We start from the raw sequence: 20,337 nt of genomic DNA, 5'->3' as shown, positions 1-20,337 counted from the left end.
TCCCACCCCCGACGCACCCGAGGCTGAAGCCTCCCCCGTCACTCCGGGCACCAATCCCACCCCCGCACCCGAGGCTGAAGCCTCCCCGTCACTCCGGGCACCAATCCCACCCCCGACGCACCCGAGGCTGAAGCCTCCCCCGTCACTCCGGGCACCAATCCCACCCCCGACGCACCCGAGGCTGAAGCCTCCCCCGTCACTCCGGGCGCGGGTGAGACAAACACCGCAGCGGCCGGCACCGACCTTTCGGAAACCGTGAAGGCCCAAGCCGCCGAGATCGCCGAGCTCAAGGCCATGATGCGCACGATCGCGCGCAACCAGGTTGCCGTCGCCGTGCCCGAGAAGGTCGTGCTGCCCACCATGGCCTCGGTCCTCGAATCGAAGCCGACCATCCCCGTGCTGACCGAGGACGGCTGGTACGTGCCGCCGGTCCACCCCACCGACCGCAAGGTGTCGTAAGCCATGTGCGGAGGTGGCGGCAAAGCTCCCGCGCCGGTTCAGCCGCGCGAAGACCCGCAGGTCGCGGCAGATCGTGCTGCAGCCGAGGCAGCGAGCAAGGCCAATGCCGAGGCTGCCGTGCGCAAGACCGCGCGCCGCGCCTCTGCACTCTCCACGGGCGCCGGCACCACATCGGCGCTCAGCTACGGAAAAACCACCCTCGGGGAATAGATGACCGAAGCAGCCGACCAACTGGACCGCCGCTACACCCAGTTGGCGGCGCAGCGACTCCCCCACGAGACGATCTGGCAGGAGGTCTTCGAGTACCTTGCGCCCGAGCGTGCTGTCGGCTGGTACTCCTCGCCCACCGAATCGGCTGGCACCACGGCCGCCAACCAGCGCGCGGTGCTCTACGACTCGACCGCCATCGACGCCGGCGAGGTGCTGAAGTCCAACATCGCCAGCTGGATGACACCCGACAACTCGCGCTGGTTCGGGCTCGACGCCGGGCAGGACGATGAGCAGACGACCACCTGGATGGACGGCGCGGCCCAGTTCCTCTTCGAACACATCAACTCTGCGGGCTTCGGCGCGGTGGCCGGCGAGTGCTACAGCGACATCGTGCCGGCGGGCTGGTTCGTGCTCTACATCGACGAGGGCAAGGACGAGCAGGGCCGGCCCATCGGCGGTTTCAACTTCGAGCAGTGGCCGCTGTCGCAGTGCTTCGTGGCGAGCAGCAAGCCAGCCGGCCGCGTGGACACGATCTACCGGTGCTTCGACATGACGGTCGAGCAGGCTGTCGCCGAATACGGCCTCGACAAGGTGAGCGACGAGACGGCCAAGCTGTTCAACGACGGCAAGCTGACCGACAAGGTCCCGATGCTGTGGGCCATCGAGCCGCGGCGCAAAGGCGAGTATGGTGCCGCGCTGTCGAAGAACCTGCCGTTCCGCTCCTGCCACATGGAGAAGCGCAAGAAGCACATCGTGCGCGAGTCGGGCTACCACGAGTTCCCGTGCGCCGTGCCCCGCTGGCGCCTGATCCCTGGCACGCCGTATGCCACGGGCCTCGGCTCCAACGTCCTGCCCGACGTGAAGACGCTCAACCAGATCAAGAAGCTCGAGCTGATGAGCCTCGACATTGCCGTGGGCGGCATGTGGAAGGCCGTGGATGATGGCGTGCTGAACCCGAAGACGATCCGCATCGGCCCGCGCAAGATCGTAGCGATGGCATCGCTGGAGAGCATGGCGCCGCTGGAGACGGGCGCGAACTTCAACGTGTCGTTCTCCAAGTGCCAAGACCTGCAGCAGGGCATCCGCCGGGCGCTGCTGGCCGACATGCTCACGCCCCAGGGCGGCCCAGTGCGCAGCGCGACCGAGATCTCCCGCGACATGAACCAGATCCGCCAGCTCATGGCGCCGCTGGTCGGTCGCTTCCAGTCCGAGTTCCTGCAGGTCACGGTGGAACGCTGCTTCAACCTGGCCTACCGCGCTGGCGCACTCGTTGCCAAGTTGGGCCCGGTGCCCGAAGGCCTGCTCGAAGGCGACTACACCGTGAAGTACATCAGCCCGCTCGCGCGCAGTCAGCTCATGGAGGAGGTCACGGCCATCGACACCTTCGTGGCCGGACTCCTCGCGCTCGCTGGCTCGACGCAGGACATGACCGTCCTCGACAACATCAAACTCGACGACGCCAACTACGAAAAGGGCAAGGCCCTAGGTGTGCCGGCCAAGCTGCTGCGCGGCCCTGAAGAGCTGGCCGAGAAGCGCGAGATGGACAACCGGAACCGGCAGCAGGCCCAGCAGGACCAGCAGGCTCAGGCGCTGCAGATGAAGGCCGGCGAGACAGCCATCGACGCCGCCGTAGCCGTATGAGCCGCGACGTTTCGCCCGAGCAGCTTCCCGAGCTGTACCGCCAGATATTCGAAGTCGACAAGCGCGGCGCGCAGATCCTTGAAGACCTCGTGCGCCGCTACAGCAAGCCGGCAGTCGTCGAGGGCGGCATCGACGCCGTGATCAAGACCTACCACCGCATGGGCGAGCACGAAGTCGTGCAGCACATCATCCGCATGATCAACCGGGCCAATTCCGTGCCCGACACCCAGGAGAACGAACCATGAACTTCGGAGCACGACATGTCTACATGGAAGGAGAAGCTGGCGCGGCTGGCGGTGGCGATGGTGGAGCGGGTGCCGCAGCCGGTGCCGCCGGCAGTGGTGGTGGAGCCGCCGGCGGTCAACCGGGCGCAGCGGCGGGCGCAGGCGCGGCAGCAGGCGGCGAAGGCAATCCAGCAGGCTCGGCGCTGAGCGGCGGCAATGAGTGGACCCCGCAGTCCATTCCCGAGAAGTTCCGCGTCAACGGAGTCGATGGTGAACTCGACCTCGCTGCGTCGCTGCGCAAGGTCGACGAGCACCGCAGCGCGCTGGAGAAGCGCCTGGGCAGCGGCGACATCCGCCCCAAGACGGCCGACGAGTACAAGCTGCCGGACAACGACACCTTCAAGGCGCTGCAGCTCGATGACGCGATGGCCAAGGCGTTCAAGGAAAAGGCCCACGGCTGGGGTCTGAGCCAGAGCCAGTACGAGAACGTGCTGAACGAGTGGGCCACGCTGGCACCAAACCTGGTGAGCGCGGGCCAGGCCGAGACGGTCGAGACGGCCGTGGCCGACCTGAAGAAGACCTGGGGCAACGACTACGACGCCAACATCAAGGCGTCGTTCTCGGCTGCTGTGAAGGTCGGCGCCGCGGCCGGATTCACCTTCGACGAGGTGGACAAGGCCATCGGCAACAACCCGGTCGCGATCCGCATGTTCGCTGCACTGTCGAAGGAGATGGGCGAGGACGCGACGCCGGCCGCAGCCAACGGCGGCACTGGTGGCGGCGCGCAGACCGCTGCCGACTTCCTGACCGAGAACTTCGCGGCCTACAGCGATCCGAAAGACCCGAAGCACAAGTCCGTGACCGAGCGCTACAGCGCGCTGCTCGCACGCGAGACGAAGGGCAAGAACGAACCGATCTGAACGCAGTTGTCTCCGCGGTCGAGCGATCGACCTTCAGCCCGCCAGCGAAAGCTGAGCGGGCTTTTCTTTTGCCGGGATTCCGGCACGTCGAAATCTGACATTGCAGGCCACGGCCCTGCTTGGCATGCGGGATCACCGAGAAGCCCGCAGCAGCCAGCGACGCAGGCCCGGCAACGGATCACCTGAACGGCGAACACCAGTTCAAAACTTCAGGAGTTCTCAATGACCGACACCGTGACCCGCCAGTTCGTAACGCAGTTCGATTCCTCGCTGCGCCTGCTGGCCCAACAGAAGGATTCCCGCCTCCGCGCCACCGTCTTCGACCGCGGCACCATCGAGGGCGCGAGCTTCACGATCAACAACCTCGGCGCCGTCGAGATGGACGAGAACGTCACCCGCCACGGTGACACCATCTGGTCCGACATCGACCACACCGCGCGCACCGTGCCGATGCGCGACTTCTTCAAGGCGCTGCCGCTGGACAAGGCGGACATCCCGAAGATGAAGGTCAACCCGGTGACGGGCGGCCAGTACATGCAGCAGCTTGTCGCCGCGCGCAACCGCAAGATCGACGACATCATCTTCGCGGCTGCCCTGGGCACGATCAACAGCGTCGACGGCACGACCGGCCCCTACACGCTGCCCGCCGGCCAGATCATCGCCGCCGGTGGTACGGGCCTGACCAAGGCCAAGATCATCCAGGCCCGCGCGATCTTCCGCGCCAACGAGACTGACGACGAGGAGCTTTTCTTCCTGTGGGACTCGCTCGCCATGACCCAGATCCTGAGCGACACCACGCTCACGAGCGCGGACTTCATGGCCGGCAAGATGATCCAGGAAGGGAACATCGCCAACAAGTGGCTCGGCTTCACCTGGATCCCGTACGAGCGCACCACGGTGGTCGGCGGCGTGCACACCACGGCCGCCTATGCCAAGAGCGCCATCCACTTCGGCATGGGCTTCGAGGAAGGCAGCGTGGACAAGCGCCCCGACAAGAAGAACTCGCTGCAGGTGTCGATGGCCGGCAGCTACGGCGCAGGCCGCCAGGACGAGAAGAAGGTCGTCCAAGTCTCGTTCCAGTAATCGCTGGCGCGAACCCCGGACCAACTCCCAGGAGAAAACGAAATGGCTGAACTTCTCACCGTCACCCGCACGCAGGTGGCACAGACCGCTGGCACCAAGGCGCCCGCGGCTTCCTTCAACCGCATGCGCGTCGCCGTCATCGAGACGCCCGCGGCTTACGCGGCGCCCGCGCAGAACGACACGGCCGGCACGTCCATCGTGCTGCCGCAGGGTTCGCGTCTGCTGCTGCCCGTCACCGTGTCGTGCGCCGCCGGCACTGCGTCGAGCACGCTGTCGGTGGGCCTGCGCGATCCGAAGACCAAGGTGGCCATCGACGCGACGGCCGTGGTCAACGCTGCAGCAATCAGCGCTGCCTCGACTTCGCAGGTCAACACTGGCACCAAGACCATCACCGGCCAGACCTATCTGCTGCCGCAGGACTGCGAGCTGTACCTGACGTTCGGCGGCGCCGCTGGTGCTGCCAACCAGGCGATCCGCGTCGAAGTCCCATTCGTCGCGCCGTAACCAAGGGGTCCGCCCCTGCAACCGAGGGGGAGGCCACGCCTTCCCCTTTTTTCGTTTCTGGAGAAGCCGATGTCCACCTCGATCTCGATCTGTTCCAACGCGCTGCTGCAGCTGGGCAAGGCCCCCATCGCTTCCTTCAACGAGCCCGGAGACCTGGCGCGCCTGTGCTCCAACCTCTACGGCCCCGAGCGCGATTCGATCCTGCGCGAGAACGACTGGAACTGCGCCATCAAGCGGGAAGTCCTGGCGCCCATGTCGACGACTCCTGCATTCGGTTTCTCCGCTCAGTTCGCACTGCCGAGCGACTACCTGCGCATGATCAGCATCGGCGACTGGAAGGTGGGCATGCCGACATGCAGCCGCTTCAAGGTCGAGGGTCGGCGCATCCTGGCCAGTGGCACGGCCCTCCCGATCGTCTATGTGTTCCGGAACGATCAGGAGTCGACCTGGGACTCGAAGCTCGTGGAGCTCATGACGGCGCGCATGCTGTGGAAGCTGGCCTATCCGGTCACCCAATCCACCACGCTGCGCGACGAGCTCAAGGACGAGTACATGGCGATGGCCAAGGCCGCGCGCGCCATCGACTCGCAAGAGAACCCGAGCGAACCGCTGAGCGATGACTACACGCTGATCACGGGGCGCATGTAATGGCCCGCGCAGATCTCATCCAGACCAACTTCACCGGCGGCGAGCTGTCGCCGTCCATCGCCCTCGGCCGCGTCGACATCGCCAAGTACAACAACGGGGCGAAGCGCATCGAGAACTGCGTGCTGACGGTGCAGGGCGGTGCCAAGCGCCGGCCCGGTTCGCGCTTCATCCGGCCCACCAAGGACCAGACGAAAGTGGCCCGGCTGATCGAGTTCGTCTACAACCGCGGCCAGGCCTATGTGCTCGAGCTGGGCGAGGGCTACGTGCGGTTCATCAAGGAGCGCGCCTACGTCCTGGCATCCGGTTCACCCTACGAGGTCGTTTCGCCCTACACGGAGGCCCAGCTCCCCAGCGTCAACTACGTGCAGAAGGCCGACACGGCATTTCTCGTGCACGAGGCCGTGTATCCGCAGCGGCTGCAGCGCTACGCCGATGCGCAGTGGGGCATGGCGAACGTCCCGTTCATCACCGCGCCGACCGAGGAACAGGGCCTCTACCTGGAAACGAACCTCACGCTCAGCCAGGCCACGCCGGGCGCCGCGACGGTGGTGGCCAGCGCAAACACGTTCCTGAACTCCGACGTTGGCCGGCACATCATCTTCGGCGGTGGGGATGCGGTGATCACGGGCTACACGGACCCGACGCACGTGGCAGTGACCATCCGCACGCCATTCCCCTCGACGGTGCTCGCCTCCGGGCAGTGGAACCTTGACGGCAGCCCGCAGGCCTCCATCGCGCCGTCAGCGCTGGGTGCAGTCGGCCAGACGATTTCCCTCTCTTCGATCTTCGCGTACTACGAAGCGGCCAAGACCATCGACGCCATTCTCGCCAACGGCATCAACGGCGTGATTGCCACGGTCACGGGGCACGGCTACTCGACCGGCGACACGATCTCCCATTTCACGACCGGCGGTGAGGCGCTGAACGGCACGCACGTCATCACCGTCGCCGATGCCAACACCTACACCTACCAGACGGTCGGAACCGGTGGCGCGTTCGGGGGCACGGCGCGGCGGCTCATCCAGTCGCCCGACGGCCTGGTCTTTCACGCTCAGGACCACGGCAGCGTGGTGATCCTCAATGGCGGCATGGTCGAAATTACCGATGTGGCCAGCAATTCCATCGTGAACGCCAAGGTGCTGCGCCCGCTGACCTCCATCGTCCCGGTGGGCGCGAACGCATGGTCCATCGAGAGCCCTGCCTGGAACGAGCGCAAGGGCTACCCGCGCGCCGTGACCATCAACAAGCAGCGGCTGATCTACGGGGGGTCGCCGGGCTACCCGCAGAACATCTGGGCCAGCCGGATCCAGGAGTACCTGAACTTCCAGTTCGGCACCAACGACGACGACGCCTTCCGCTTCGAACTCGACGGCCCGCGCAACAGCCCGATCCGCCACCTGGTTCCGGCGCGCCAGATGCTTGTCCTGACCGAGGCCGATGAGATGAGCCTCAAGGGCGGCCAGGAGAAGCCCATCACCGCGACGAACATCCAGAAGACCGACGAGTCCACGGTGGGCGCCAGCTCGGTGCGCCCGGTCAAGATCGGCAACGAGATGGTGTTCGTGCAGGCGGCCGGCAAGAAGGTGTCCGCCATCGGCTACCGCTACGAGATCGACGGCTTCTCGTCGCCTGACCGCACGGTGTTCGCAGCGCACATCACCGGCGATGGGGTGATCCAGACGGCGCACCAGAAGGAGCCCGACTCCCAGCTCTACGCGGTCCGCTCCGACGGGCAGATCGCCGTGTGCGCCTACGACATCGACCAGGAGGTGACCGGCTGGTCGCGGTGGATCACGAACGGCGCCTATGAATCCATCGCGACGGTGCCGACCGCCACCAGCGAGGACGCCTATGCCATCGTGCGGCGCACGGTCGGAGGCGTCACGAAGCGCTACGTCGAGGTGTTCGATCCCGACATGCTCGTGGATTGCGGTATCAGCGGCACGCATCCAACCGGACAGGCCACGTGGACCGGCCTCGACCACCTGGAAGGTGAGACGGTTCAGGCATGGGCCGATGGCGCCTACCTGGGAGAGTACGAGGTCGACGGCGGTGCGGTCACGCTGACGCGCCCGGCCAAGTCCGTGCAGATCGGGCTGGGCTTCACGCCACTGATCGAAATGCTGCAGCCTGAATCCGGAGGCAATGGGACGACCGCACAGGGCTCGCAGGTGCATGTCAACGAGGTGATCCTGCGGGTGCTCGACACGAGTGCTGCCGTCATCAACGGTCAGCCGATCGAGTTCCGCCGCTTCGGTCCCGACCTGCTCGACTTGCCGCCACCCCTGTTTTCTGGAGACGTGCGCGCGACCACGCTCTCGGACGAGATCTTCAAAACCAGCCAGATCATCACCCAGCCCTACCCGCTGCCGTTCCACCTGCTGGATGTAATCCGGCGCGTCACCATCAACAACTGAGGTGCCCATGAAAGTCGAAGTGGCAACCCCCGACGATGCGGCCGAGATTGCTGCACTGGGCCAGATCCTGCACGACACGTCGAGCTATGCGGGCATCCCGTACAACGTCGCGAAGGTCGAGTCCTTGATGCGGAGCCTCGCCGCCGGCGCTGGTGTGGTCTTCGTCGTGCGCAAGGACGGCGCCATCGTCGGCGGAATTGCCGGTGGCGTGGCCGAGTGGTGGTTCAGCGACGAGCGCCATGGCTACGAGTTTTCGTTCTTCGTGCGCGAGGACGCGCGCAACGCATACACCTCGGTGAAGCTGGTGAACAGCTTCCGCATCTGGTGCGCGAGGCAGGGCGCCAAGAAGGTGCGGCTCGGCATCACGACCGGCATTCACGAAGAGAGCACCGGCAAGTTCTACCGCATGCTGGGCTTCGAGCCGGCAGGCACTCTTTTTTCCCTGGAGGTCTGAGATGGGCATCGAAACAGCACTCTTGGTGGGCCTGGCCGCCGCGGGCACCGCAGTCAGCGTCTACGGCCAGCAGCAACAGGCTAAGCAGGCCGATGCCATCGCCAGCCAGCAGGAGCAGATCGCACGCGACGACGCGGCGTATGCCGCCAGCGAGGCGCAGCTGCAGGCCCGGGCCATCCGCAAGGCAGCTGACAAGCAGCGTGCCGAGGCGCGCGCCGCGCTCTCCGGCGCTGGTGTGGTGGTCGGCGCAGGCACTGCCGAGCAGATCGACACCGAGATCCAGCAGCAAAGCGAGGAGGACGCACTGATGGCGATCTACGACGGCAAGAACCGCGCGCGCAGCATCACCCAGAGCGGCAACCTCGCGGCGCAGCGCAGCCGCAACGCCGCGGATGCAGCCCGGATCGGCTCTTGGACTTCCGCGCTTCAGGGTGGCGCCACCATCGCGCGCGGCTGGAACACCAGCGGCGCCAACGCACCGAGGGCCTGAGCATGGCGAAGATTCCAACCGGCAACTTCGGCTTTCGGGTGCCCCAGGGCGGCGATACCACGCCGATGCCCCAGGTCGACAACCAGGTGGGCGATGCAACCCAGCGCCTCGGCGCCACTGCGGTGAGCGCGGCCGGCTCATTGCTCGAGCAGCAGAAGCACGAGGCCAAGATCGCGGCCGACCGCGCCACGCAGGTGCAGGTGATGACCGCGCACGCGAACATCCAGAACGGGCTGGCCGATGCCTTCGACGCGGTGAATGCCGACGTGCTGGACGGCAAGACGGACAAGATTGCTGCGACGGCCGCATGGCGCGACACCTCGCAGAAGATCATCGCCGACAACCTAAAGGGTGTGCCCGCCGACCGCGCGCCGCTGGTGGCCGCCCAGGTCAAGGGACTGGAAGGGCAACTCCAGAACCGGCTGTTCGACACCTTCCGCAAGCGCGACCAGCAGGATGTGGCCGCCGGCCTGCTCACCTACAACGAGCAGATGCAGCGCTTCGCCGCAACGGACCCGAAGGCCGCAATCCAGCAGTGGGGCACGTTCGTGGACCAGATGGGACCCGGCGCCGGCTGGCCTGCGGAGCGCATCGCCAAGGAAAAGCAGACCTTCATCGAGGGCGTGACCTTCAACCAGTTCCGGCGCGCGGGCCAGCAGGCTATGCAGTCGGGCAGCGTGGCGGCTATCGAAGAGGTGCAGAAGCGACTCGCCGGGCCCGAGGGAGATCCGCTCGACCCCGCCAAGCGCAACACGCTCGACCAGACCCTCTTCGGCTGGCGCACGAGCATCGAGGCGAAGCAGGCGCGCGCCGCGGACAAGGCCGAGCGGGACGCGACGAAGCGCTTCAACACGGCGACCGACACGCTGAACCAGTGGGGCGACATGGCGCTCAACGGCGCCACGGCATCCCCGGAGTTCATCGCCACCGCGGTGCAGCAGGTTGAAGGCATTCCCGAACTGCAGCCGCGCCTGCGTGACCTGCTGGAGACGCAGAAGGCGGTGTCCGGTTTCGCCAACCAGTCCGCGGCCCAGCGTGCGGCCATCCTCGAAGACGCGCGCGCAGAGCGCTCGAACCCTGCACGCGGCACGGACCCCGCCGGCGAGCGCCGCCTGAAGGCTGCCGAGCAGATCGACGACCGCCTGCGCCAGAAGGTCAACAACGGCGAGGCGTGGGCGGCGGCCCAGAGCGTGGGCGTCATCGGCGCCGCGCCGCTCATGCAGATCACCAACCCCCAGCAGGCCCTGCAGGTCTTCCAGCAGCGCACGCAGGACATCACCGCGGTGGAGGCCTGGGCCGGCCGCAAGGTGTCCCCGCTGCAGCCCCAGGAAGCCGAACAGTTCCAGAAGATCGTGCGCGCGCTGAAGCCCGACCAGGCCGCCTCGCTGCTCGGCCAGATCGGCGGGGTGGTTGGCGACGCCGACCGCATCGCTGCGATTGCCAAGCAGATCGGCGACAAGGACAACACGATGGGCATGGCGATGCTCTACGCCAACTCGAAGACGACGCAGGGCCGCTATACCGCCGAACTGGTGCTCCAGGGCGAGCAGGCCATTCGCGACAAGACGGTGCGCGTCGACGGCGCTGTGGAGTCCGGCTGGCGGGCCGACATCGCCAAGAAGGTGCGCGGCGCCTACTCCAACCAGGAGGTCGAGAACAACATCGTCGATGCAGCGTTCAAGATTGCCGCGGCGAAGGGCGGCGACGTCGACAACGCGATCAACCTCGCCGCTGGCGGAATCATCGAGCGCAACGGCGGCAAGATCCCGCTGCCCTACGGGATGAAGGAGCCCGAGTTCGACAAGCGCATCAAGGCGTTCACCGCGGCCGACCTGGCGGGCCAGGCCCCCGACGGCTTCGTGCAGGCGGGCCCCGCGCGCATGCCGCTCGCCGACTTCGTGAAGACGCTCCCCGACGCGCGACTCGTGCACGCCGGCCAGGGCCTCTACAACGTGCGCGCCGGCAACACCCTGGTCACGAACGAGCGTGGACAGCGCATCACCCTGAAAGTCAGCCCATGATCGACGCGATGTTCCAGCAGGGCACCGACCAGGCCCTCGACGACCAGATCCAGCGGCCTGCGCCCTTCAAGAAAGAGGGCCCAGGCTTCAGTACTTCCGGGCTCGGCCGCGGCGCGGTGCTGGGCGTTGGTGGCGGCGCAGCGAACACGCTGGCCTTTGGGTCCGAGCTGTTGGGCGCGTTCGGCGACGTGGCGGGCGCCGGCGGATTCAACCAGGGCGGCATGTTCAGCACGCCGACGGCAGAGGAGAAGCGCCAGCAGGACGAGGCGGCCAAGCGCCTGCGCGAGCAGGGCCCGAACTTCAGCAACGAGGCGGGCGACATGTTCCGGCAGCGCGCCAAGGAGATCATGCCGGACCCGGCGACCACGCATGCCAGCGAGCAGGTCGTGGCCGGCGTTTCCCAGTTCGCGACCCAGGCCATCGGCTACGCGGCCACGACCGGCCCGGCCGCGCCGTTCCTGCTGGGCGCCGACGTGGGCATGGCCGAGGCCGACAAGCTCAAGCAGCAGGGCGTCGACCTGGAAACCCGGACGAAGGCCGGCCTCGTGTCCGGCGCTGTGGCCGGTGTTTCTATCGCGCTGCCCGTGGCGGTGCCCGGCTCGGTGGCGAAGACTGCCGCGCTGGTCGCCGTCGGCGGCCCGGGCGGGTTCGTGGCTCAGAACGCCGCTGAGCGCGCCATCCTGAACAATGCAGGCTACAAGGACATCGCCAGCACCTACGACCCGCTCGACCCGGTGGGCCTGGCGCTGTCGACTCTGGTGCCGGCCGGCTTCGGCGCGGTGGCGGTGCGCGGCGCGCGCACGAAGACGGCGCCGACGCTGAAGGAGGTGGTGCTCGGCATCGAGAGCAACGGGCAGCGCTATGACGCGAAGGGCAACGTGCTGACGTCGCCCAAGGGCGCCAAGGGCGAGATGCAGGTCATGGACGGCACCAACCTGGACCCGGGATTCGGCGTTCGGCCGGCGGCTGACAACAGCCTTGCCGAGCGGGCCCGCGTGGGCAGCGACTACCTCGACGCCATGCTCAAGCGCTACGGCAGCGAGGACAAGGCCATGGCCGCCTACAACGCCGGCCCGGGGGCACTCGACAAGGCGCTCGCGCGCGCGGCGAAGGAGGGCGGCGACTACCTCCGGTTCTTGCCCGAGGAGACGCAGGCCTACGTCACCAAGGGCATGAAGCGGCTCGGCGAGGAGCGCACGAACGCCGGTGCGCGCGAGGCCATCGCCCGCGATCCAGATCTCGTAGCCGCGGCCCGCGTGCGCCAGACGCTGAACGCGATCGACAGCTACCGCCTGAGCGGCGACGGCGACATCGCCGGCATGTCGCGGCACCAGGACGCCATGGAGGCCGCGCACGACCAGCTTGCCCGCGGCGAGCCCGTGAGCGTGTCCGACCTGCTGGCGCTGGATTCCGTGCGCGCCGGCCGCCTGCTGGACGACCAGATTGCCGCAGGCGAAGCCCAGCGCGCCTCCCTGCTCGGCGAGGCTGGAAACATTGCGGACGCCGGACAGGTACGCCAGATCCGCGCCGAACTCGATCAGGTGAAGGCGCAACGCCCGGACGACAGCGCGGCGGCCATCAAGGCGCGGGCGAAGGAACTGCAGGACACCGATCAGCTGAGCTACAAGCAGGCCCAGGCCGCGGCCCGCAAGGAGATCGCCTCGGCGCTGGAGACGCACGACGCGCAGATCCAGCGGCTGAATGGCTTGCTCGACCAGAACACGCGGGCGCAGCGCGCCGCCGAGGATGTCGGCCGGGTGGATGCAGAACTGGCCAGCCTGCGGGAGCAGCGCGCGGAACTGGATGTGCCGGCCACGTCGCCGCGCTCGCTGGCGCTGGCCCTGAACGAGGCTTTCCGGCCGCCGCCGGCGCCGCGCGTGCGCACCGTAGTGGAAGCGCAGCCGCGCGCCACCGGGCGGCAGATGCTGGAGGCAGCGGGAGAGTCGGCCACCACGCCTCCTCCTGCGGCCCGCGCTGCCGTTGCTGGCGAGCCTGCTATCAATTCAGGAAAAAGGACTGATTCGGCCACCACGGACACCGCCGCCCTCGACCGCCAGGCCACCGAGGTTGCGGACCTGCAGCCCGACCTCATGGTGCAGCTCGAAGGCATGGACAAGCCGGTGCGCGCGGCGGACTTGCTCGAGCAGGTGAAGAAGGAGGCGGCCGACGAAACCCGCGATGCGTCGTTGATCGACGTGGCGGCGAACTGCTTCCTACGCAGTAGCTGAGGCGACGAGCATGACCAGCGACAACACGGCCGCCGTGCCGACCATCAGGGCGAGAACCTTCCAGTACGCCTTTGTGGCTTCCCATGCGTCCTGCCAGCGCCCGCGCGCCGCCCAGGCGGACAGCGGGATAGGGGCGAACAGCACCGCGATGCCCGCGAGGAACAGCCAGAAGGATTTCATAAGGGGAGGTTGGTGGCCGGTGCTGATCTCCGGCATGAGGGCATTCCCATGTGTCGGCCGCCCGCAAGCAGCGTCGCATAGCCCGCTGTTAGGTATCCACGCCTCAGCCTGCGCATTCACCAACGAGCGAAACATACCATGAAGCCAACTTGCATCCAAGCCGTACAAGAGGCGGCAAAAAAGCTGGGGCGCAACGCCCTGACGGCCGCTCAACTGCAGGCCATCGACGACCGGATCGCCGCCACGATGCGCCGCCTCGCGCGCACCGATCCCGACTGGCAGGCCAAGAGCACCGACCAGCGCGTCATCGAGGCTGCGCAGGCTGCCATGGCCGACATCCAGGCCGAGGCCGCGCGCAAGGTGGCGAACGCCCAGCGCCAGATCCTGAAGACCGCGGCCACCGACATCCGCATCACCGAGGGCATGGCGCAGTTCAAGGAAGGCCGCAGCCGCGCCCTCGTGAACGACATCGACAATACCGGCCACTACATCAACGGGATCAAGCAGGAGGCCGTGGGCAACATGGTCGACCTGATGGAGGCAGCCAAGACGGGCGAGGGCGCCGGCTTCGGCCGCCGCGTCATGATGTTCCTGTTTGACGCCGACAACCCGCGAATGACGCGCGACCTGGCCACCGAGATCTACCGCAACGGTGACGGCAGCACCGGCAACAAGATCGCGGCCGAGGGCGCGAAGGCGTACCTGAAGGTGATCGAGGGCCTGCGCCAGCGCTTCAACAGCGCTGGTGGCGACGTCGGGCGGCTGGAGTACGGCTACATCCCGCAGCCGCACGACGCGGCCAAGGTGCGCGGTGTCGGCGACGCTGCGGCGCGCGAGGCATGGGTGGATCGCATTGCTCCGCTGCTGGACCGCTCGCGCTACGTGCTGGAGGATGGTTCCCGCATGGGGGATGCCGAGTTTCGAACGCTGCTCGGCCGGGCGTGGGAGACGATCAGCAGCGACGGCGCGAACAAGCGCGAGCCCGGCGCCTTCGGCGGAAACGGCGCCAAGGCCAACGCCGGCAGCGAATCGCGGCAGATCCACTTCAAGGACGCCGACAGCTACATGGCCTACATGAAGGACTTCGGCACCGGCAGCATGTACGACGCGGTGATCGGGCACGTGGGCCGCATGGCGCGTGACATCGGGCTGATCGAGCGGTACGGGCCGAACCCGAACTCGCAGATGCGCCTGCAGTTCGACTTGGCTGAACGCGCAGACGGAACCATCAAGCGCGACTTCGGCCTGCGCCCTCAGAGCTACTGGGATCAGCTCAACGGAACGGCCGGCACGCCGCAGAGCGCGAAGCTCGCCCAGCTCGGAACCGACGCGCGCAACATCCAGACGTTCGGCAAGCTGGGCAGCGCGGTGATCTCCAGCATCACCGACCTGGGCACCTTCATGACGACGACCGGCTACAACAAGCTCGGGTACTGGGACGCCATCGCCAATATCGGCAAGACGGCCGCCAGCAAGGACGCGCGCGACTTCATGACCACGCACGGCATCATCGCGGAGTCGATGATCGGCGACATGAACCGCTGGACCGGCGACAACATCCGCCAGACCTGGAGCGGGCGGCTCGCGAACAGCACGATGAAGCTGTCCCTGATGAACGCCTGGACCGACACGCTGCGCCGCGCTTTCTCGCTCACGATGATGCAGGGACTCGCCCGCATGTCGAAGACGGAATGGGGCAAGTTGACCGAGTGGGACCGCACCCTGATGGAGCGCCGCGGCATCACCGAGGCCGACTGGCAGGTCATCACGAAAGCCGACCTCACCGAGTTCAGCGGTAAGCAGCACCTCACGCCCGAGGCGATCCGAGCTACGAACGATGACCGCGCGAGCGAGGTGGTGGCCAAGGTGCTCGGCCTGATCCAGAACGAGAGCGAGTTCGCCGTGCTCAACCCCGACCTCGCGACGAAGACCCTGGCCAGTGGCGGCGGTAGCCAGCGCGGCACGATGCGCGGCGAGTTCTGGCGCAGCGTGATGCAGTTCAAGAGCTTCCCGTTTGCCATGGTGTCGCGCCACTGGCGTCGCATGCTGGAGGCGCCGCAGGTCACGGACGGCAGCGCGCCGGTACTGGCCAACCGGGTGATGTACGCGGGCGCGCTCATGGTGACCACCACGGCCCTCGGCGCCATTGCACTGCAGGCAAAGCAACTCGTTGCCGGCAAGGACCCCATCGACATGCATGGCCCGCATGCCGCGAAGTTCTGGGCGAAGTCCGTTGCTCAGGGCGGCGGGCTTTCGATTTTTGGGGACTTCCTGTTGAACGACCCCACCGACCAACCCGGCGGATTCGTTGGTGCAGCTGGCGGCACTTTGCTAGGCCCAACTGCGGGGTCGACCATCGGGCTTGCGGCTATCGCCGTTGAGAACGCCCACAAAACAGCGAAGGGGAAGCCGACTCACATGGGAGCGGAAACACTCAAGTGGGCGCGCGCGAACACGCCATACACCGGCATCTGGTACGCGCGCGCCGCGCTCGACCACGCCGGCCTGCACGCCCTGCAGGAGAACCTGAGCCCCGGCTACCTGGGGAAGATGAAGGCGCGGTCGGCCAAGGACTTCGGGCAATCCTACTGGTGGAACCCGGGCACCGGCATGCCGGACCGCGCGCCCGATTTCGGAAAGGCGGTTGGTCAATGAAGCAAGAGCAATTCGAGCGCCTTCAGGCGCTGCACGAGAAACTGGTCGACGTCTTCCTCGACGAAGCCGATCCCGACAAGTGGCCCGGGAATGGTGTGGCGGTCGCGAGCTGGGATCAGCAGACGCGCGGGGATCGCTACTGGGTCAAGAAGAACGCGGTCGCGACTATCGCGCTGACGCAACGCATCCAGTCGCTGGTCACTGTGGTGCGCCATGCCACCGCGGCCGGCGGCGGCGAAGAGACGCCCGAGGCCGTGACCGACCCGCAGGACGACCTGGACAAACAGGTGGCAGAGGCAGAGAAGGAGGCTTCGAAGTTGCTGGCCAACCTGCAGAACCCGAAGGCGAAGGCGGACTTCGACAGGAAGGTGCATGGAAAAGCGTGAGATCAGTTTTCTCGCCTTCTTCCTGATCTGGGCCAAAGCCCGCAACTGGGTGGTGCCGGACGTGCATGTCCGTGCGTGTCACTGGCTCGAGCACCGCGGTTCGCTGGCGGTGCTGCGGTGCTTCCGCGGCTTCGGCAAGTCCACCATCCTCGCTGTGTACAACGCCTGGCGCTACTACTGCGACCAGACCTACCGCATCCTCCATCAGTCTGAAGCGGACAAGACCGCCTACAAGACGAGCCGCGACACCCAGTATGTTCTGCGCAACCATCCGCTGACGCGCGGCATGCTGCCGCCGGGGCAACTCTCCGTAGAGGCATGGTGGCTCACCGGCTCGTCGGACCCGCGGAATGCTTCGATGTACGCCAAGGGCATCCTGTCGAACGTCACCAGCGCGCGCGCCGACGAGTGCCAAAACGATGACGTGGAAGTGCCGCGCAACATCGGCACGCCCGAAGCGCGCGAGAAGCTGCGGTATCGCCTCGGTGAGCAGACGCACATCCTCGTCCCGGGCGGGCGGCAACTCTACATCGGCACGCCGCACACGCACGACAGCCTCTACGACGAACAGGAGAAGCTTGGGGCCGACTGCCTGACGATCCGCATGTTCGAACGCGAGCACCGCACCGAGAAGCCTGCGATGGTGATCGACCCGGGCTTCGCGCCCGAGTTCATCTTCGTGGGGATCGGCCGTGGCGCGCGGTGCCTCGTCGCTGGCATCGACTACCAGCTGATCGGCACCCAGGTGCACTTCGCCGGGATGCCGGAAGGGGTTGTCGACTGCTACGCCGGCAGCGCTTGGCCGGAACGATTTGACCGCGCCGAGATGGAGCAGCGCCGGCGCAAGACGAGAACCCTGAACGAGTGGGATAGCCAGTACCAGCTGCACAGCAAGCCCATCGGCGAGATTCGCCTGGACCCCGAAAAGATCATCCCCTACGAGATGAAGCCGGTTCTGAAGCGCGCGAACCGCGAGTCCATGCTGATGCTGGGCAATGTGCGCATCGTGAGCGCCGCGTGCCGCTGGGACTGCGCCATGGGCAAGATCGACACGGACGCCTCGGCAATCTCGCTGGTCTACAGCGATGCGGCCGGACGGCTGTACTGGCAGTTCGCGATCGGCCTCACTGGCGACATCGACGAGCAGTGCGAGAGCATCCGCAAGCTGGTCATCGAGTACCACATCCCGAGCGTGACGGTTGAGACGAACGGCCCGGGAGGCTTCGTGCCGCCGATCCTGCGCAAGCACCTGCGCGGCCAGGGGGGGAAGAAGCCGCTGCCGGCCGTGGCGTGCGGCGTGGTGGAAGACCACGTGGGCACGAACAAGAACAAGGACATCCTCGACGCCTTCGAAGCGCCCATGTCCATCGGCGCACTCTGGGCGCATGTCGACGTCCTCGACGGCCCGATGTGGGACCAGATGAAGGACTGGAACCCTGCCGTCACTACCCAGCCGGACGACTACCTGGACTCGGGCGCGAGGGCGATTCGGGCCAATCCCGTGCGGATCGGCAACGGGCACAGCGCCGGGATTCCGGCAGCGGTCGAGCGTGCAATCTGGCGGCCAGATTCTGGCGTCCATGAAGTCACGCTGGAGGCCTCCGAATGACCGTCCCCGTCCAAACCCCTGTTTCGAACCACGTCGGGAACGGGATCACTACTTCCTTCCCCTACGCCTTCCGCCTGCTCGACGCTGTCGACATCACGGTGACAGTCGATGGGGTAGCGAAGACGCTGAACATCGATTACACGGTGACAGGGGTTGGCGTCGAGTCGGGCGGCGCTGTCGTGTTCGCGGTTGCTCCAGCCTCCCTTTCGGCCATCGCGTTGATCCGCCAGGTTCCCATCAACCGCCTGACCGACTACCAGTACTCGGGCGACTTCCAGTCGCCCACCGTGAACAACGATTTCGACCGCATCGTGATGATGCTGCAGGACAGCGGCCTCGCCCTGGCGAACACGATCCGGCTTCCTCCAGGCGATGCCGCCAGCGGCGTGCTCCCCGATGCTGCTGGGCGCGCGCTCAAAGGCCTGGCATTCGATGCCGAGGGCGACATCTTCCTGACGGCCGCATCGGGCAACGCCGATGTGCTGGCAGCCGCGCTGGGGTCGAACGCCACCGCCGCGCTGGGTGGTGGCCTGGTGGGCTACGACGGCACCAAGAACTATGCCGCGGGCACCATCGGCAAGGGCATCAAGGATGCCGCAGCCGTCGGCGCCCAAGGGATCGCCGATGCCGCAACAGCCGCCGCCGCTGCCGCCGCCGCGAACACCAACACGAACAACTACAAGGCCGATGTCGCCAGCGTCGCTGATGCCGCCAAGGGCGCGGCGCTGATGGGATACAAGCTCAACGCCACCGGCACTGTCGGCCGCGCGCTGACAGCCAAGCTGCTCGAGCGCGTGAGCGTGAAGGACTTCGGCGCTCTAGGGGATGGTGTTGCCGACGATACCGCAGCGATTCAATCTGCTGTGAACTGGGCGCAGTCGGCGGCGAACCGTGAAATTCACTTTCCCGCTGGTCGATACAACGTCTCGTCGACCATCACCGTGACGCCAACATTCCCTGGCTTCCTGTCGTTCAAGGGGGCCGGCCGTGCTACCACCATCGTGCATGCTGTCGTAGGTCCGCTGTTCCAGTTTTCTGGGACCATGGACTATCTGACCGTTTCCGATCTGCGCATCCTGTCGTCCACGGCGAAGTCCAACAAGTTGCATGCAGCCTTCTATTTCCCGGATGGCAACACGCACAGCGATTTCGTGAACGTCACCTATGACAGCGACAGCAACGCCACGATGGGCGCGTCGTTCTACTACTGCGAGCAGGACAAGACGAATGACACGGTGAGCTTTGTGAACTGCATCGCGATCTGCCGCACCTGCTGCTACCAGATCGGCGCAGGCAGCTCGATCTTCTGGCATGGCGGCCGGTGCATCGGCCAGTGGCCAACGGTCAACGGCACCGGCATCCTCTTCACCGGTGGCAATGGCGGCTGCTGGATGTGGGCCACCGACACCATCCAGCTGGAGTACGGCGTTCGTGTGCAGCGCCTGACAGCCACTTCGAACCGCGAGATCTTCGCGGTGCATGCTGCGTTCGACTCGTGCCGGATCAACTTCTCCCAGGAGGACCAGAGCTACGTGTCGATCCTGGGCTGCTGGGCTGCCAGCGCGAAGGACTACGGCATCCAGTTCGCTGGGGAGTCGGATGCGGCGATCATGACCATCAGCGGCGGCACGGTCTTCAACTCCGGCGGTGGGGCTGTAGGCGGCGGGGCCAGCATCGGCCTGCGCTACAACGGCCGGGGCGCGCTCTTCTGCAACGGCGTGGTGTTCCGCAACAACCTGGGACGCGCGATCTACTGCGAGAACGATCTGCCGTCCGTCTACGGTGTCATCGAGAACTGCCAGTTCCGGGACAACGGCGCCAACGGCGACTACCAGGTCTATCTCACCGGCAACAAGGTCTTCCGCAACAACTACCTCAACGCGGCGGCGAGCGGTGCGTCCGCGGTGCAGCGGGACCTCACGGGGCGCTCTCGCCTGCGTATCAGCAACAACATCGGCTTCCAGGGCATCGCGCTGGTGACGCCGCCTACCTTCCCTGCGTCAGGCGTAGCAGCCACCAACGACACCGGTGTGGCCGCGACGCTCTACCTTCGCGGCGGGACTGCGACATCCGTGCAGAAAAACGGCAACTTCATCTGCGACATCGTGGGGGGCGGCAACGCGAACGTGAACATCCGGCTTCGCCCGGGCGACACGTTCACCGTGAACTACACCGTCGCGCCTTCGGCGACGTGGGACTTTGAGTGAG

The 20,337-nt window shown here is 66.6% G+C and carries 18 protein-coding genes; 17 read left to right on the top strand and 1 reads right to left on the bottom strand.

Going from position 1 to position 20,337, the window contains the following annotated elements:
* The first annotated feature begins 255 nt into the window (after nt 1-255).
* The 13 genes from ABL838_RS24160 (at nt 256) to ABL838_RS24100 (ending at nt 13,299) form a co-directional block, all read left to right on the top strand.
* Entirely contained in the window at nt 256-459 is a 204-nt protein-coding gene (locus ABL838_RS24160) for a hypothetical protein (RefSeq protein WP_418122261.1), read from the top strand.
* Nucleotides 460-462: 3 nt separating this feature from the next.
* Complete coding sequence (locus ABL838_RS24155; RefSeq protein ID WP_418122259.1) at nt 463-669, top strand: hypothetical protein; 207 nt, start codon at nt 463-465, stop codon at nt 667-669.
* Nucleotides 670-2,310: a portal protein gene (locus tag ABL838_RS24150; protein WP_418122258.1), complete on the top strand. Its 1,641-nt coding sequence runs from the start codon at nt 670-672 to the stop codon at nt 2,308-2,310.
* Entirely contained in the window at nt 2,307-2,555 is a 249-nt protein-coding gene (locus tag ABL838_RS24145) for a hypothetical protein (RefSeq protein WP_019652255.1), read from the top strand. The genes ABL838_RS24150 and ABL838_RS24145 overlap by 4 nt, the downstream gene beginning before the upstream one ends.
* Nucleotides 2,552-3,454, top strand: a complete 903-nt coding sequence (locus ABL838_RS24140) for a hypothetical protein (RefSeq protein ID WP_418122256.1) — start codon at nt 2,552-2,554, stop codon at nt 3,452-3,454. The genes ABL838_RS24145 and ABL838_RS24140 overlap by 4 nt, the downstream gene beginning before the upstream one ends.
* 222 nt (nt 3,455-3,676) lie before the next feature.
* Nucleotides 3,677-4,537: a phage capsid protein gene (locus tag ABL838_RS24135; protein WP_418122254.1), complete on the top strand. Its 861-nt coding sequence runs from the start codon at nt 3,677-3,679 to the stop codon at nt 4,535-4,537.
* A gap of 42 nt (nt 4,538-4,579) precedes the next feature.
* The gene (locus ABL838_RS24130; RefSeq protein WP_418122253.1) at nt 4,580-5,041 is read left to right on the top strand and encodes a hypothetical protein; all 462 of its coding nucleotides are present in this window, start codon (nt 4,580-4,582) and stop codon (nt 5,039-5,041) included.
* 69 nt (nt 5,042-5,110) lie between these two features.
* The gene (locus ABL838_RS24125; RefSeq protein WP_418122252.1) at nt 5,111-5,689 is read left to right on the top strand and encodes a hypothetical protein; all 579 of its coding nucleotides are present in this window, start codon (nt 5,111-5,113) and stop codon (nt 5,687-5,689) included.
* The gene (locus ABL838_RS24120) at nt 5,689-8,106 is read left to right on the top strand and encodes a hypothetical protein (RefSeq protein ID WP_418122251.1); all 2,418 of its coding nucleotides are present in this window, start codon (nt 5,689-5,691) and stop codon (nt 8,104-8,106) included. The genes ABL838_RS24125 and ABL838_RS24120 overlap by 1 nt, the downstream gene beginning before the upstream one ends.
* A 7-nt stretch (nt 8,107-8,113) precedes the next feature.
* Nucleotides 8,114-8,560 (top strand): N-acetyltransferase family protein, encoded by a 447-nt coding sequence (locus ABL838_RS24115; RefSeq protein WP_418122250.1) that lies wholly within the window; start codon nt 8,114-8,116, stop codon nt 8,558-8,560.
* 1 nt (nt 8,561) lies between these two features.
* Nucleotides 8,562-9,050, top strand: a complete 489-nt coding sequence (locus tag ABL838_RS24110) for a hypothetical protein (protein ID WP_418122249.1) — start codon at nt 8,562-8,564, stop codon at nt 9,048-9,050.
* 2 nt (nt 9,051-9,052) lie between these two features.
* Complete coding sequence (locus ABL838_RS24105; RefSeq protein ID WP_418122248.1) at nt 9,053-11,071, top strand: hypothetical protein; 2,019 nt, start codon at nt 9,053-9,055, stop codon at nt 11,069-11,071.
* Nucleotides 11,068-13,299, top strand: a complete 2,232-nt coding sequence (locus ABL838_RS24100; RefSeq protein WP_418122247.1) for a transglycosylase SLT domain-containing protein — start codon at nt 11,068-11,070, stop codon at nt 13,297-13,299. Before ABL838_RS24105 ends, ABL838_RS24100 begins: the two co-directional genes overlap by 4 nt.
* Here ABL838_RS24100 and ABL838_RS24095 read toward each other — a convergent pair.
* Nucleotides 13,285-13,515: a hypothetical protein gene (locus tag ABL838_RS24095; RefSeq protein WP_418122246.1), complete on the bottom strand. Its 231-nt coding sequence runs from the start codon at nt 13,513-13,515 to the stop codon at nt 13,285-13,287. The two genes, ABL838_RS24100 and ABL838_RS24095, sit on opposite strands and share 15 nt — an antisense overlap.
* Nucleotides 13,516-13,617: 102 nt before the next feature.
* Between ABL838_RS24095 and ABL838_RS24090 the strand changes: the two genes are divergently transcribed.
* The 4 genes from ABL838_RS24090 to ABL838_RS24075 are packed head-to-tail and all read left to right on the top strand — an operon-like array spanning nt 13,618 to nt 20,336.
* Complete coding sequence (locus ABL838_RS24090) at nt 13,618-16,134, top strand: hypothetical protein (protein WP_418122245.1); 2,517 nt, start codon at nt 13,618-13,620, stop codon at nt 16,132-16,134.
* The gene (locus ABL838_RS24085) at nt 16,131-16,520 is read left to right on the top strand and encodes a hypothetical protein (protein ID WP_418122244.1); all 390 of its coding nucleotides are present in this window, start codon (nt 16,131-16,133) and stop codon (nt 16,518-16,520) included. The genes ABL838_RS24090 and ABL838_RS24085 overlap by 4 nt, the downstream gene beginning before the upstream one ends.
* Nucleotides 16,507-18,129 (top strand): phage terminase large subunit, encoded by a 1,623-nt coding sequence (terL, locus tag ABL838_RS24080; RefSeq protein WP_418122243.1) that lies wholly within the window; start codon nt 16,507-16,509, stop codon nt 18,127-18,129. Before ABL838_RS24085 ends, terL begins: the two co-directional genes overlap by 14 nt.
* Nucleotides 18,126-20,336, top strand: a complete 2,211-nt coding sequence (locus ABL838_RS24075) for a glycosyl hydrolase family 28-related protein (protein ID WP_418122242.1) — start codon at nt 18,126-18,128, stop codon at nt 20,334-20,336. The genes terL and ABL838_RS24075 overlap by 4 nt, the downstream gene beginning before the upstream one ends.
* Nucleotide 20,337: the final 1 nt, after the last annotated feature.

It is taken from the genome of Variovorax sp. 160MFSha2.1 (assembly GCF_048305075.1).
Lineage (GTDB): Bacteria > Pseudomonadota > Gammaproteobacteria > Burkholderiales > Burkholderiaceae_C > Variovorax > Variovorax guangxiensis.
The sequence above is the reverse complement of the archived record's forward strand: the minus strand, read 5'-3'. Positions and strand labels throughout refer to the sequence as shown.